Source organism: Candidatus Aquicultor sp., assembly GCA_036504445.1.
In the GTDB taxonomy this organism is placed as follows: Bacteria; Actinomycetota; Aquicultoria; order Aquicultorales; family Aquicultoraceae; genus DASXVE01.
Genome location: DASXVE010000025.1, coordinates 317,475 through 332,534 on the forward strand (window position 1 = coordinate 317,475; position 15,060 = coordinate 332,534).

A 15,060-nucleotide genomic window follows, 5' to 3' on the forward strand; every position below is an offset into this window, starting at 1 on the left:
CTACTTTCTCAAATCCATATACCGAAGGTTATTTGCCTTCTGGTAATTCTTCGGGCCGTTATACGCCAAGAATTTCTCGCGCTCGCCCGTATCGTTCATCTTATTATAGATAAGGACCCAACCGCAGTCGCGGGTCGAGTCGATCTCACACTTGCCGTTGTTCGTGCCGCCGCATGGGCCGTTGAGCAAGCTTTTCGCACAACGCGCAACCGGGCAGATGCCGCCGGTTTTATCCAGCACGCATTCCCCGCAGCCTTTGCACATCTCGGTGTAGTAGCCGTACTCCTCGTTAAAGCCCATAAACGTCGTATTCACGCCGGGCAGCACCGGTATATTGGGGAATTTTCGCGCCATGCCCTGAATCCCGACACCGCAGGCCAGCGATATTATCGCTTGGTACTTGTCGGCATCGCGAATTTGATCGAGGTATTCGAAATCACATTGGCGAATAACTGTTTGCTCGCCAATCTCGATATCACGACCTTCGACTTTGCGCGACAGGCGCAGGGCGGTTGCCGTTATATTGACCGCGCGCTCACCGCCGGTTAGACACACCTCAACACACGTACCGCACCCGGCCATCAGTACCCGGTCGTACCCATCAACCATCGCTTTTATCTCGTCTAAGCTTTTCGGCTCCGCAACAATCATTTTTTTCACTCCTTATTCTCACTGGAGCTCTCAGGCTAGCGCCCCTTCGGGGGCCTCCAGCGCCGGCTGCAATCGCTGTTGCCGGCGCTAGCTCCTCAATAGCCTCCGAAACTTTATCTAAAAGCAGCACCCGCTAATTCACCAACAGCCTACTAACAATTCGCTAGTCTGCTAATTGCATGTTAGTAGTCTACCGGCAATCTACTAATCTACCAACAAACTGCTAATCAACAGCGAGCACTTTTGCAATTGGATTTGGCCCGAGTTCGGCTAGTTTCTCTTTGAACTCGCCGAGCGCCCGGCCCAACGCCTCCGTGCTTTCAGGCGCTCCCATAAATACGAGACGGTCGGCACCGATGCCGGCCGCCTCGAGAATTATTTTGACCTCGTTGACGCGCATCTGCGCCCAGTTAACGCCACGGCGATGACGGCACTCCTCGTCCGGGCAGGCCAAGACAGCAATACCATCTGTGCCGTTTTCAATCGCACGCAATAGGTGGCGCGTATCGAGGCGGCTGGTACACATTAGTTTAACAAAGTTCAGGCCGTCCGGCTGCGGTGTTGCCAGCGATGACGGATTCTGGACCGACGGCACCGCGTATTGGCAGCCGATAACAGTGATCCCGCTGGTACCGGCATCAATCTGCTCGTTGATCCTGGTATCGGTGTTGTAGGCGACATCAATCGCCAGGCCGGGGCATACCGCCGCACAAATTCCACACGCCTGGCAGCTCTCCCATGAAAAATTCGCGACGCGGGCGGCGGTAATGTAGGGCGCGCCGTACGGGCATACCCGCACACAGCTCAGGCAGGCGGCACAGTCTTCTGTGCAGGTAAGCGTGGCGCCGCGGCTGCAGTTCATGCAGCGCTGCGCTTCATATATTCCGGTTTCCGTATCGAAGCCGGGCTCGGCCTCGATAAAGCTCTTCACTCGCACGCCCGGTTCAAGCATCGGTACGGCGTTCTTCTCGCGGTGTGGCGTGGCATCGATTGCCGCCTGCGGCATCCGCTCTATCGGCGCCGGTTTGATTACTAATACCGACTCAACTTTGCCGGTGGTGAGATAGGTCTCGATGGCGGTCGCTGCGTCGTGCGCGTTTCGCATGGCCGCAACAGCGGCGCCGGGACCGGTTACGACTTCGCCGCACGCAAAGACATTTGTAAGATTTGTCTGGAACGTGGCCGGGCTCCACTTGATCCTGCCCCGCTCATCGACTTCGAGGCTGGTATCGGTAAAGCCGGTCATGTCCGCCCCCTGGCCGATGGCGAATATTACGTTATCCGCTTCAATTTCTAAAAGCTCGCACTCATTGTATTGCGGGCTGAACATACGGTTCTCATCAAAAACACGGGTACAGCGCTTAAATGCCATACCTGCTACTTTGCCGTCTTTAACGGTGATCTGTTTCGGACCCCAGGACGGATTAATCTTTATGCCTTCCTCGGCCGCCTCGTCGAGCTCCCAACTAAACGCCGGGATTTCATCGGTACACTCGAGGCAGCACAGGTTGATTTCCTCCGCACCGAGCCGCTTGGCCGAGCGCGCCACATCAAAAGCGACGTTACCGCCGCCGATGACGACGACTTTTTTGCCCACCGTGGCGTTATCATTGAAATTCGCTTCCTGTAAGAACGGCAGTGCCAGGAGTACGCCGTTCGCATCGTGCCCCGGGATCGGGATACCGCGGCTCAGCGTCAGACCGATTGCGATTAGAACCGCATCGTACTGCTTAGTAAGATCATCAAAAGCAATATCGCGCCCAACCGTGGTGTTTCGCTTGATAGTGACGCCCAGCGATTCGATTGCGGCAACGTCCCAGGCGACGATGTCTTTTGGTAGGCGGTATTTCGGAACGCCGGTATAGATGGCGCCGCCGCACTCGTCGTTTTTCTCGTAAATCGTTACGTCAAAACCGTCTTTTGCCAGATCGTAGGCCGCGGTTAAGCCGGCCGGGCCGCCGCCGATAATTGCGACCGTTTTCCCTTTGGTTTTCGGAACCGGTTGATAATGCGGCTCATCCTTGCACACATCGGCCGCAAAGCGCTTAACGGCACGGATGTTGACCGCACCCTCGACGTCGTTTCGGCGGCACTCGCTTTCGCACGGGTGATGGCAGATGCGCCCCAAGCTGCCGGGTAGAGTACAACGCTCGCGTACTGCATCCAGCGATTCGCGAAAACGCCCCTGCGCGACCAGGGTAACGAACTTTTGCACGTCCGCGTTGACGGGGCACGCGCTCGTACATGGGGGCTTAACCGGGTCGCCGGTCACCCACGTATTAAAGGCATCGGTATGTGAGTAATTCGGTGTTACATTATTGCTCATAGTAGCAACCTTTCCTCTTTGTACTACTATTACTGTTTAAGCCCATGGCTTGTAGCTCATAGGTAATGTCCATAATATCTGTGCATAAACTATCAGTTATTAGCCATGAGCTTTCTTGGCTGTAATGGGCTAGATGTAGCGTAAACGGGTACTATAGATAGGTATTCGGGGCGGACCGGTCAGTCCGCCCTCCCCTTTTACCCTTTATGCCATTACCGGCTGAAAGCTCTTTAGGAAAGCCGGGATGTCCGCCGCTTCACGCGGGCCGACTACGATCTTCCAACCCGGAAGCTCTTCTTCAAGCTCGCCGCTAATTTGCGCGACGTAGCCCGGTATAACGATTGTTTTGTGTTTGACCTTGCCGGTAATATCGCTCTTGCCGATAAAGCCGGCGATACGCTCCGGTACGAATTTACCGGCCGCCCACGCAGTCAGCGTCGAAAGACCATCGGTATCGACGATACCGAGCCAGACCGGCATCTTGCTGCCCTCGATCTCGCTTGAGACGATAAAGTATGTGAGCGAGAAGTTGGTGGTAATAAGGATCGGTGAATCCTCGGTTGCGCCGTTGATCGAGTAAAATCCCTGATCGACCTGCATCGGCCGCTGCGGGTCGGTGTAGATGTTCTGGCGCAGAACGAAGAGCGCATATGCCTTCTCGGGGCTGAGGTCGCGAAGGACCATGACGCCGCCGTATTTAATGGTGTACACGGCCGCATGAACGGTCTCCATCATATCATCGACCGTCTCCTCCGCAGGGAAGGTGATCGTCGGATACCCGAACGGACGCTGTTTTTTCTTCAGCGCGGCACGACGGGTAAAGATCAGGTTTTGGAACGTCTCTTTAAGCGTTCTCGAACCCATATCGATGACCAGGTCTTTTATGCCCATGCCGTCGAGTTTGGCGGTTAAATCGCCAAGCTCATCAAGCGAAGCCGGCTTTACCGCAAGCGGCGCACCGTACTTCTTCGCCAGACCGGCCATCGCATCCACGTTAGCAGCGGTTGCCGCGTAGAGAAGCGGCTTCTTAATCCCGGCTTCTTCCATAGCCGCTTCGATTGCCGCGGGCTCCGCCATCAAAACGAGCGGATAGGCAATCGCGCTCGATACGCGCTTTACCATATCGGCGAACTTCGCATCATCGCCGGATGTGTTCTTGACCGCAACGAGGTTGGCGCGAAGCGTCTGGCCGACGCGCTCATACACCGTATCTTTTAGCTGTGCGACTTTTGCATCCACTTCCGCTGCGTCTTCGGTATCCTCAATAAGCAGCGCGAAGCCCGGTGCGTTGAAGAAGGTCTTCTCATGCCGGTGCATGACCAGTTCTTCGCCTACTTTAAGAGCATATTCGCCTTCGCCGATGGTAACGCCGCGCATCGGCGGAGCCGACGCCTCGGAGAGTAGCGCCTTCGCCTCGTCGCTTACACTGGGACACGACTCAAGCGATGTAGCGCCCGCGGCGAGCTTCATAGCAAACGCCAGGCAGGTTGGAACACCGCACTGGCCGCAGTTCGTCTTCGGTAGTTGTTTAAAGATATCCATACCGGTTAAAGCCACATTCACTCACCTCCATAAAGGTTACAAAATATTAAAATACGAACCAGGGGCGGGCGCTTTTCTAGGTGTAGCCGGAGCGCCCGCCCACTGGATTACTGTTTCTTACATACCCAATGGGTCCATCCCCGTGACCGGATGGCCCACTGACTTAACATATTCCCCAAGGCCTTCCATCGAGACCGTATCGGTCTCATCGGCGATCTTGTCGAGCAGATCGGGCATACCGAGCCGGTCAGTTTGCGCCTGCAGGATCCCTGAGAGTTGTTCTTTAAGCTCTTTTGGCATCCAGACGACACGGGCAAAACCGCCATCGGCGGCCAGGAACTTCGGGCTGCCGAGAAAGTACTTTCCGACACCGGCCATACCGGGGTTCTGCATACCGCCGCCGACCAAGCCCGCCATTGTCGAGAAGGTCATGCCGAACGGCGTCTCGCCTGCATAGTCGCGGTTAACGACCATGAAGCCTGAGTAGATCATGCCGCTTTCCTCATCTATAAGCGGGATGTGGGCGACGATGGCCTCGAAGCAACCGCATGATGTCATCGGGTTTTCCATCATCGAGTAAGCGAAGAGCCTGTCGATAGCACCGTTTGATGCTTTGGCGAGGTACTCGTTGATTCCGCTCCACTCGCCCCGCTCGGCATCAAGGGTCATGCCTTTGAGAATCGGCTGGTTAGGGCCGGTCGGGTTGATCTCGTACGATGCTTTACCGTCGAGCCAGTTATATGCGCCGCACAGACCGAGGCGCTGCGGAGTAATTATACAGATGTGGGTCGGGGCAAACGACTGGCACAGCGTGCAGCTGTAGAAGGTATCGACGTTCTCGTCGGTGAGACCGCTGACGCGCTCGTCGCGCTCGTGATACTCTTTGCGGGCAACATCGAGAAGTTCGTGTACTTGCTCCGGCTCGGTAATAATGGTCACCTGAACTTTATCAACGATTGCCGGGAACTCGTTTAACAACTTGGTGTGCAGGATGCGGCCGATATCGGTAAGGCTGAAGCCCTTCTCAACGGCTTTCTTGCCGGCACGGATCCACATAACGTCACGCTGGGACACGTGCATGATACCCTCGGCGCCGTTGATCAGGTGATGAACCTGGCGCTCGAGAATCGGCTCGAAATCTTTCTGCATCTTGCGACCGGCGACATCGATGAGAATCGCCATCGGATAGGCTTTCTTCTCTTCCATATCTTTGAGGTCGATACCGACGAGCTCGATCTTGTTGTCCTCGACCTCGTCCATATCTTTCATGCGCAAGAGCTCGAACGCTTCGCTCTTTGCACCACCGAACTCAGCGAACAGATCATCTTTACGAATGCGCTCGCCCTCAAACGCGGCGCCGTATGCGACCGGGATCGGCACTTTGTCGATCTTGATCTTCAGGCCGCGAACCTCGATTGAGCGGTTGATGATATTGTCGACCGGGATGTTCGAGACGACGTGCTCGTAGGTGCAGACACCGGTCGGCAGAATCTGCGGGATGTCGGTATCGGCGATTGCCGGGAAGCCGTAGCTGATCGCGCCGGCCGCCGCAGCGTATTTAACCGGGTCGACTTCGCCCAGCGCAACAACGAAGGCGAAGACGCGGTTCTTGTTATAGCGAAGAATTCTCTCATAATCGCCCGGCTGCACGCCGCCGAACGCCATGGCGGCGCGAGTGGCGAAACCGACCGAGTAGATCTGTCCGTATACATGCGAGTCAAACGGAACGAGTCGGGTATCCCAACCGAGTTCGACACCGGCTTCATTGAGCTGGTCGGCAATGCAAACGCCGTCAGTCGAGCCGGCGAGGAAGGCATAGAGGCCTTTCTCCTGGCACTCGCGGGCAATTGCGACGGCTTGCTCGGTGGTCGGGGCGGCGCCGACGATTGCGGCAAAGCCCGGCGCGCTGCCGTCGACGAACTCGACGCCGCGGGCACGCATGATAACATCATCGGCCGCCCCGACATAGAGGTCGGTTACCGGGGCATCACCGATGCCGATGTAGCGAAGCGCCATAATCATCTCGGCGCCGAACAGCATGGCGATACCGGCATCGAGCGTATTACCCAGATACGGAAGCCACAAATCTTTGGTCGGCTCCTCGGGGAGCAGGTCTTTTGCGATTTTTAGGACACGCTCCATGTCGGAGAGCTTCTCGATTTTCTCGCCGCTCAAACCGTAGATAACCGGGAGATAATAGCCGGTATTCGGGAATGCGACTTCATGATTCGGCCCTTTGGCGTCGATGGCCTCTTTAATCCGTGCTTCCGCCAGATTGATGGTTTCATGAGCGCCCCTAATTGCTGAGGTAGCAATAATCTTAGACATTCAATTCCCTCCTCATTTCCATGTCGAAGAGGACACGTTCTTTTTGTGAATCTATGCCAAGCTTTTTCCGTTGTGCTTGGATATGATTGAGCGACGCCTCGAGAATCTCTTCCTTAGTCGGGAAGAAGTCGAAGCGCGCACCGAATTTCTCTTCAAAGCCCTTGGTGGTGAGCTCGTTCATAACATCGCTGCCGCGATACGGTGCCTGGACACCGCCAAAGACGACGTACGCGCCGGATGCGACGCAGTAGAGCGCAATCTCGAGCGCCTTCTCCGAGTACCACTCGGGTGCGATGCCGACGGCCGGCAGGTCGCTGATATCCTCGCCGAGGCCGCCTTCGTTGACGATGTCGGTGAGAAGGGTCAGGATACGCGTGTTATCAACACACGAGCCCATGTGCAGAACCGGCGGAATGCCGACGGTTTCTGCGATCTCTTTGAGGCCCGGGCCCGCAATCTCGAGCGCCGCTTCCGGCGTCATATAGCCGTACTTGGCTGCGCCGATTGCCTGGCAGCCGGTCATAACGACGATGATATCGCGTTTAACGAATTCCTCAACGAGGTAGCGAGTCGACTCATCATGGCCGGTACGCGGGTTGTTGCAACCAACGATTGCCACCGCGCCCTGGATGCGACCGCTGATAATCGCATCGTTAAGCGGACGAAGACCTGCGCGCATCTTACCGCCGAGTATATAGCGGATGTATTCATGACTGAAACCGCCGACCATCGGGCTCTTGTGATCAGGAATGAACACATCGCCCTTGCGGTTTGCGTAATTATCGATAGCTTCTTTAACAATGACCTTGGCGGTTGCCTCTGCGTTGTGTTCATCGAACTGGATGTGCTCGGCACCGGTGATCTGCGCGCGCTCGTTAGTCGTGATGATCTTGGTGTGATATTCTTTTGCGGCTTCAACGATACCCTGGAAGACGCACTGTACGTCAACGATCATGGCGTCGACAACGCCGGTGGCAATTGCGAGCTCTTGCTGCAGCGAGTTGCCGGCCGGACCGACACCGCGGCGCATGAGCACCTCGTTCCCGGTACAGCAGATACCGCCGAGCGTAATGCCCGCGGCGCCTTTGCTCTTGGCGTATTCGACCATCTCATCGCTGGTCGCCACGTCGACGATCTTCTCCGAAAGGAGCGGTTCGTGGCCGTGGAGCACGATATTAACATTTTCTTTCTTCAAAATACCGAGGTTGGCCTCGGAGCGAACCGCCTTCGGCGTACCGAAGAGGATATCTGAGAGATGGGTGGCGAGCATTGAGCCGCCCCAACCCGACGCCAACGAGAGGCGAACGGTCTGGTGCAGGATATGCGCGGCATCCTGGTCGGTTCCTGCGTGCGTCTGGTGAAGCAGCTGCACGACCTCACGGTCGAAAGCGCGCGGGAAGATATCGAGTTTTTTCCAGAGTTCCTGGCGTTTCTTGGTGGCTTGTTTGGTAAGCACCATCGGCTCGCTGTCTTGCTTACCGAACTGCCTGAGCGCGGCCTCGCCAACGGCGATCGCAATCTCTTGAGTCGTCTTACCCTCGGTTGGAACCTCGAGGTATTTTGCGACGTTCATTAGTTTTTCAACATCTTTAATTTCGTAGCCGGGGGCTTCACCCTTGGCGGCAGCAAGGAACGTAAGTGCGATGCTGCGTCCGTGGTCGGAGTGGGCGGATGCACCGGCGGCGACAGACCGCGCGAAATTGCGGGCGGCAACGGTGGATAGCGTCGCACCGCACACGCCGGTTTTCGGCTTGCCGTCTTTTGTGGTTCCGTGCAGGTTGCACGGCCCCATGCCGCAGACTCGGCAGCAGCTGCCCTCAGAGCCAAACCTGCAGGCTTTGGACTCCTCAGCTCGGCTGAACATGGTAGACATGTCGCCGACTTTTTCCAGCATCTCTAAGGTCGCTGGATCTACGCTTCTGATTCTGTCGGACATACTCTCTCCTTCAATCGATCTAGTGATCTCACAGCGCCGGTTTCGACTGCGCTGTTTTTGCCCTATCTATACTTAAACCCCGAACTCAGCAATTGTCTGCTTAATGAGTCTGACGGACTCGGGGTGTCTCATGATAAGGATGTCTGAGCCGGCGAGCATGACGGCCACAGCGGTAATGGTCTCCCAAATAATTCCACGCTTCTTCTGATCGCCCCACTGTGGTGCTTCCTCTTGGGTAATCTTGGCTTCTTTTGCCTTCCAGACCTCGCGGCCGAGGTTGGAAATCGCCGGGCTCTGCAGCATGTTGTCGTTTTGCGACAACGCCGCGAGTTTAATGCGCTCGTTAACCGAGAAACAGTACTCGAGGCCGTAGCCAAGCGCACCGGTTGATGGGTCGATGAGCAGGTTGTCTAAGGACACGCCAAGATTGCTCATAAGGATGTTAAGCTGTTTAGCCATATTAACGTCGATCGGGGTTTCACCGGCGACTTTGGTGCCAAAGCCCATGGCTGCCGCGGCAACACTCTTGTAGTTGTCTTCAACGGCCGGGCCAATGACAACGTTTTTGCCCTGGGTTGCCTCGGCGACCGCTTTGAGCACCTCGGCATCTTTGTCGACGTTACCCGAGCCGTAGACGATGATTGGAATGCTGACGGCGCCGGACACGGCATTTACGATTGCAACCGCATCTTCAACGCTCTTGTTGAGACCGTTCGGGTCGGTGCTGGCAAGCTGCAGGCAAATCATGTCGGCGCCGAATTCGCTCTCGCATTTGCGTGCCCACGCTACCGGGTCGCCCCACACGTCACCTAAAACACTGTTGAGCTCGTCCGCCCAACCGACCGGTTTGCTGTCGAATACCTCCATCGCGATCTTCGGCCCGTTTGGCATACTACCCTCAAACGTATAAAACGGCAGCGTATTTTCGCCGCCCACTTTTACTTTGGTAGCTGAGCCCAGTTCAAGTTCCCTAATCTTACCGCTGTATGATTCAGTCGGTGCCTGAAAGGCCATACATTCTCCCCCTTTTCTCAAGCTTTCCAGCTCTATGCTCTATCTACATTGACATAACTTTACACACCGTACTTGGCAAGTATCGAATCTATAGCCTGAACAACCCGCGAATCCTCCGGCAGATTGATCATCGGGATATGGTTGATTGCATAATCGAATACCGTATCATCGAGCGGTATCGTGCCCGCGATCTCGAGCCCATGGCTCTGCACCTCTTCGGCAAGGCGTGCAGGCAACTCGCCGTTAACGCGGTTTATGATTAACCCGGTTTGCTTAACCGATACCCCCATCTCTTTGGCAAGCTCGTTGATCCGGGCGGCGGTCATAACGCCGACCGGGCTCGGCTCGGATACGAGCAGCAAAAGATCGATATTCATGGTGGTACGGCGGCTCAAGTGCTCCATACCGGCTTCGTTGTCGATTACGATATATGGATAATTCTTCGAAAGTACTTCGATATAGCGGCGCAGCATATTGTTTGCTGCGCAATAGCAACCGGGGCCCTCGGGGCGGCCCATGACCAACAGATCAAAGCCTGTGGCCTCAACGAGCGTATCCTGCAGCAGATATTCCATATACATATCCTTGGACATGCCCGCCGGAATCTCGTTCGCGCCGATTTTATTCTTGAGTTCTTCTCGCATGCCGCCGATCGTCGAGTCGACATCAACACCGAGTTGCTCGTTCAGATTAATATTCGCGTCGGCGTCGACCGCAAACACCGGGGTTTTGCCGGTGCGCAGGAAATGCCCGATAACTAAACTTGAAAGCGTTGTTTTGCCGGTACCGCCTTTACCGGCGACCGCTATTGTATAACTCAATTACCTGCACCTTCCATGAGCCGGGGTCCCAGCGTTCCCTCAGCCAAATTACCTTATGTTGTTTTTCTTATTTAATGTAGCTTGTAAGTATTGCAACGTACTTCCCGACTTATCTTTGAGATTACGCCCTTTACGAGCAAACCTCAATATTTTCAATATAATTACACAGCAAATTTATGTACGGCTTCGTTCGTTGACACGTTCTAGTACGCTCGGGAAAGCAGCCAGATCCGTATGGGGCAAGAAAAGCGCCGACACGTAGTTATCCATGTAGCCGGGATGCGTCGAAAGCTCCAAATACGTCATTTTTTGTGCGACCTCAGTCGCTGACCTGTGTGCTGCTTGGGAGAGCAATACGAGATGCGCCCCCATTAGCGAGCCATTGCCCACATATTTTACAATTTCTTCAGGAAACTCCGGTAAAAGGCCGATCGTAATCGCCTGATCGAGTTCAAGATAACGACCGAATCCGCCTGCAATTAAAACCTGCTCTATCGCCTCGACCGGCATTTGCATCGAATCGAGAAGCGTCTTGATGCCGGCATAAATTGCACCTTTGGTACGAATAAGGTTATCGATATCGGCTTCAGTTATAGCGATATCTTCTTGTGTCGCCGACTCATCCGCCCATACCAGCACGTACTCAGCCTGCCCGCCATTCTCGCGAATGCGCGGGTGGTTAAGCACAAGATTATACTTACCCTTCTCGTTAATCGTTCCCGTCAAGAACAGCTCGGCAAGCGCATCGATAAGGCCGCTTCCGCAAATACCTTTCGGTTTGGTCTGCCCGATCGTGAGAATCATCGGCTCTAGCGTATCGGGATTGATGCGAACGGTCTCAATCGCGCCTTTAACCGCACGCATGCCGTGCTTCACCGAGCCGCCTTCAAAAGCCGGACCGGCCGAGCACGCGCACGAGAGCAGCCACTCGGAATTGCCGAGCGCCATCTCACCGTTTGTGCCGACATCTATGTAGAGTGTGAGTTTATCTGTTTTATATACCCCCGACGCTAACAGCCCCGATGTAATGTCGCCGCCGACGTAACTGGCGCGCCCCGGCAAACAGTATACGCGAGCGCCGCCGGCAATGTTAATGCCGAGCTCAGCAGCGGCAACAGTTGGAACAAAGTTAGCCGTTGGAATGTACGGTTCTTCGCGAATATAGCGGGGATTAATTCCATAGAAGAGATGAACCATAGTGGTGTTACCGGCCGCAACCATTGAGACGATATCGTCATGTTCGACGCCGGTACGCTCGATAAGCCGTGCAATCAAGCTGTTTATCGTATCGGTGACCAGGCCTTGCAGCCTGGTTAAGCCGTCCTTTTTCAGAGAATAGACGATGCGGGAGATGATGTCCTCGCCCGCACTGACTTGAGCGTTGTATTCGGATACCCTGCCGAGCACCTGGCGAGTATTGAGATCGATAAGCTCGGCGTAGATGCTGGTTGTACCGATGTCGACAGCCAGCCCGTAGTGCGTGTTCGAGCGGTCGCCGCCATCGAGGCGGATTAGGCGCGGGCACTCGCCGCTGCTGCCTTCCATTATGGTAATGGTAACCTTCCAATCCGCGTCGCGAAGTTTACTCGCCATATTCTTTAAACACGTCAGGTCGACGGTAAAATCGCTGAGATTATTAGCACGGGCAAGCTCACGCTTAATACGCTCAAGGTCGCTTACGTTATCCTCAAGGTTTGGCGGTGGCATCTCTATATATATCCGGCGGGTTGCCGGTGAGAGTTCAAAATCACCGAATAATTCGCTTAAGTCTTTTGTGGTAAGCATCGAGCCGTGGCTGACCGCGCGGTGGTCCCGCTCGAGCGCCGCCCTGGAATCACCCATCTGTGATTCAATCGGTACGCGCACTTCAATATCACCATTGACGCTCGTCTTACACGCCAGCACATATCCTTTGGCGACCTCGTCATCAGAAAGCTTCTGCGTGCGCTCGGTAGTAACGCCTCCCTGCTCATCGACGACAACGCGGCACTTGCCGCACGTGCCGCTGCCCCCACACGAGGCGTTGACATGCACCCCGGCAAGCATGGCTGCTCGCAAGAGGTTTTCCCCCGCCTCTACCTCTACTTCCCGATTATCCGGATAAAAGCGAACTTTGGGCATGCACAATCCCAGCTTTCTTGCAAAATATTATAAAACTATTCTATTAAGCAGAACCTTAAACTTATAGAGCAAAATTTTAAATGTTGCTCAAGTTTATGTAATTTCACATAATCATAGGTGGACGGGCTACGGCCCGTCCACCACTTTATACCCCTAGAACAATCCGCTTACTTCACCGGTGTTAACATCGATATCAACACGGCGGTATGCGGGGTCGGACGCGGTGCCCGGCATCAAGCTGATATCGCCCGCCATCGGGCAGAGGAATTTAGCACCGCTATAAACGAGAACATCGCGAATCGGCAGCTGCCACCCCTTCGGCACACCCTTGAGCGTTGGGTCGTGCGTAAGCGACAGATGCGTCTTGACCATCATCGTCTGAAAATCGGCAAACCGCGGATCGGATTCGAAGCGTTTCGCCTTGGCCTCGGCAACCGGCGACCACTGTACGCCGTCCGCGCCGTATACTTCTTTTGCAATCATTTCAACGCGCTGGCGGAGCGGCATCTCCAGCGGATAGAGCGGTTTGTAGTTGCTCGGTTCGTTGGCCGCATCCATAACGGTATCGGCCAAATCGGCCGCGCCTTCGCCGCCGTACATCCAGTGCTCCGACACGGCTGCACGAACGCCCATCTCATCGCAGAGCTTCTTGACCAGATCGTGCTCGGCCTTGGTGTCGGTATAGAACGCGTTGATCGCGACAACCGGCACGATACCCGATTTCTTAACGACGTCCACCATGTGGCGCAGGTTTTCGAAACCCTTCTCGACCAATGCGAGATTTTCCTTGGTGTATTCTTCCGGAAGCGGGCGCCCCGGCGCAACAGCAGGACCGCCACCGTGCATCTTAAGCGCACGGATGGTGGCGACGATAACCGACACGTTCGGCACGTTGCCGGAGAGGCGGCACTTAACGTTCCAGAACTTCTCAAAGCCGATATCGGCGGCAAAGCCCGATTCGGTAACGGTGTAATCAAATAGTTTGAGTGCGAGACGGTCGGAAATAATCGAGTTCTGACCGATCGCGATATTGGCAAACGGACCGGCGTGGATAAGAACCGGCTGGCCCTCGACCGAGTAGCACAGTGTCGGGTTAATGGTGTTTCGCATCCAGGCGGCCATTGCACCGTCCACATCGAGATCGCTCGTGGTAATCGGCTTGCCGGTACGGTCATATGCTACCGTAATGTTGCCGAGACGCTCGCGCAGGTCGGCAAGGTCGCGTGATACCGCCAAAATCGCCATGAGCTCGCTTCCGACGGCGATACCGAAGCGCGATTGCATCGGGTAGCCGTCCTTCTTGCCGCCCATGCCGATCATGATATTGCGAAGCGACTGGGCGCAGAAATCGATGACCCAGCCCATCTCGACGTTCTTCGGGTCGATGTCGAGGCGTTTTAGTCCTCGTTTGGTGAGTTCTTCATCGGTATAGTTGCACTCATGCTGGTAGCGGCTGGTCAAAGCCACCATAGCGAGGTTGTGCGCGTTCATAATGTCGTTGATGTCGCCGGTTAGGCCCAGCGAAAACTCGGTCATCGGGATGAGAAGCGCATTGCCACCGCCGGCAGCGGTGCCTTTAACGTTCATGGTCGGCCCGCCGGATGGTTGGCGCAACGCTCCGCCGACGCTTTCGCCCTTATAGCCAAGGCCTTGGATAAGCCCCATAGACACGGTAGTTTTGCCTTCGCCGAGAGGTGTCGGTGTAATCGCGGTTACTTCGATGTATTTGCCGTCCGGTTTATCCTTGAGACGGTCCATAATCTTGAGGAAATCGAGTTTCGGGGTCTTCCCGTATGGGATCATCTCGTCTTTTTGGATGCCGAGTTTATCAACCCACTCTTCCGGGGTCGGCAAGTATTTCATTGCCTCCTGAGCGATCTGCCAATCCTTATATTTGGTTGGGTCCATCGATCGTGGATTATAGGTCGCTTCCTTTGTTCCCATAGAACCTCCTTAATACCTGTGCAATCTATCACTTAAGACAAAATCGCAAACCCTCATGGGCTTAAACGCAAGATAGCTATAGACAGATACAAATCCACGTGGTGCTGAACGGATTCGTTTCCGGTACGAAAATGCGACGACGTATCGATGTTATGTAATAATGTCTTGCTTGCTTCCGGTAGAGCCGCTCGCCAGTTACTTAAGTATGTAACATAAGTTGCAAGCTTTAGTTTATAATACTGAATAAAAAATGACCTTGTCAAGACAATCACTTGCGTTATTTTTCTAGCGGGTACTAACAAAGAAACCGGTAGTAGCGCTGGGACAGCAAGCGGCACGGACTATATTAATACATACTACACTAATTCTTGTGGGCT

9 protein-coding genes are annotated in these 15,060 nt (G+C 54.9%); all 9 read right to left on the reverse strand.

Translation table 11 applies throughout. The features are described 5' to 3' along the window. Positions 1–651 (reverse strand): methylenetetrahydrofolate reductase C-terminal domain-containing protein, encoded by a 651-nt coding sequence (locus VGK02_09025; GenBank protein HEY3375189.1) that lies wholly within the window; start codon positions 649–651, stop codon positions 1–3. A 223-nt stretch (positions 652–874) separates the two neighbouring features. After that, entirely contained in the window at positions 875–2,977 is a 2,103-nt protein-coding gene (locus tag VGK02_09030) for an FAD-dependent oxidoreductase (protein HEY3375190.1), read from the reverse strand. A gap of 204 nt (positions 2,978–3,181) precedes the next feature. Next, positions 3,182–4,540, reverse strand: coding sequence for an acetyl-CoA decarbonylase/synthase complex subunit gamma (gene acsC / locus VGK02_09035; protein HEY3375191.1), 1,359 nt, complete (start codon positions 4,538–4,540; stop codon positions 3,182–3,184). A gap of 96 nt (positions 4,541–4,636) precedes the next feature. Beyond that, positions 4,637–6,847, reverse strand: coding sequence for an acetyl-CoA decarbonylase/synthase complex subunit alpha/beta (gene acsB, locus VGK02_09040; GenBank protein ID HEY3375192.1), 2,211 nt, complete (start codon positions 6,845–6,847; stop codon positions 4,637–4,639). Then, positions 6,840–8,783: an anaerobic carbon-monoxide dehydrogenase catalytic subunit gene (gene cooS, locus VGK02_09045; protein ID HEY3375193.1), complete on the reverse strand. Its 1,944-nt coding sequence runs from the start codon at positions 8,781–8,783 to the stop codon at positions 6,840–6,842. The genes acsB and cooS overlap by 8 nt, the downstream gene beginning before the upstream one ends. Before the next feature lie 72 nt (positions 8,784–8,855). Further along, positions 8,856–9,797: an acetyl-CoA decarbonylase/synthase complex subunit delta gene (locus VGK02_09050; GenBank protein ID HEY3375194.1), complete on the reverse strand. Its 942-nt coding sequence runs from the start codon at positions 9,795–9,797 to the stop codon at positions 8,856–8,858. A gap of 59 nt (positions 9,798–9,856) precedes the next feature. Next, a complete protein-coding gene (locus VGK02_09055) occupies positions 9,857–10,618 on the reverse strand; it encodes an AAA family ATPase (GenBank protein HEY3375195.1) in 762 nt (253 codons plus the stop codon). A gap of 174 nt (positions 10,619–10,792) precedes the next feature. After that, complete coding sequence (locus VGK02_09060; GenBank protein HEY3375196.1) at positions 10,793–12,739, reverse strand: ASKHA domain-containing protein; 1,947 nt, start codon at positions 12,737–12,739, stop codon at positions 10,793–10,795. 153 nt (positions 12,740–12,892) lie between these two features. Further along, a complete protein-coding gene (locus VGK02_09065) occupies positions 12,893–14,683 on the reverse strand; it encodes a formate--tetrahydrofolate ligase (protein HEY3375197.1) in 1,791 nt (596 codons plus the stop codon). Positions 14,684–15,060: the final 377 nt, after the last annotated feature.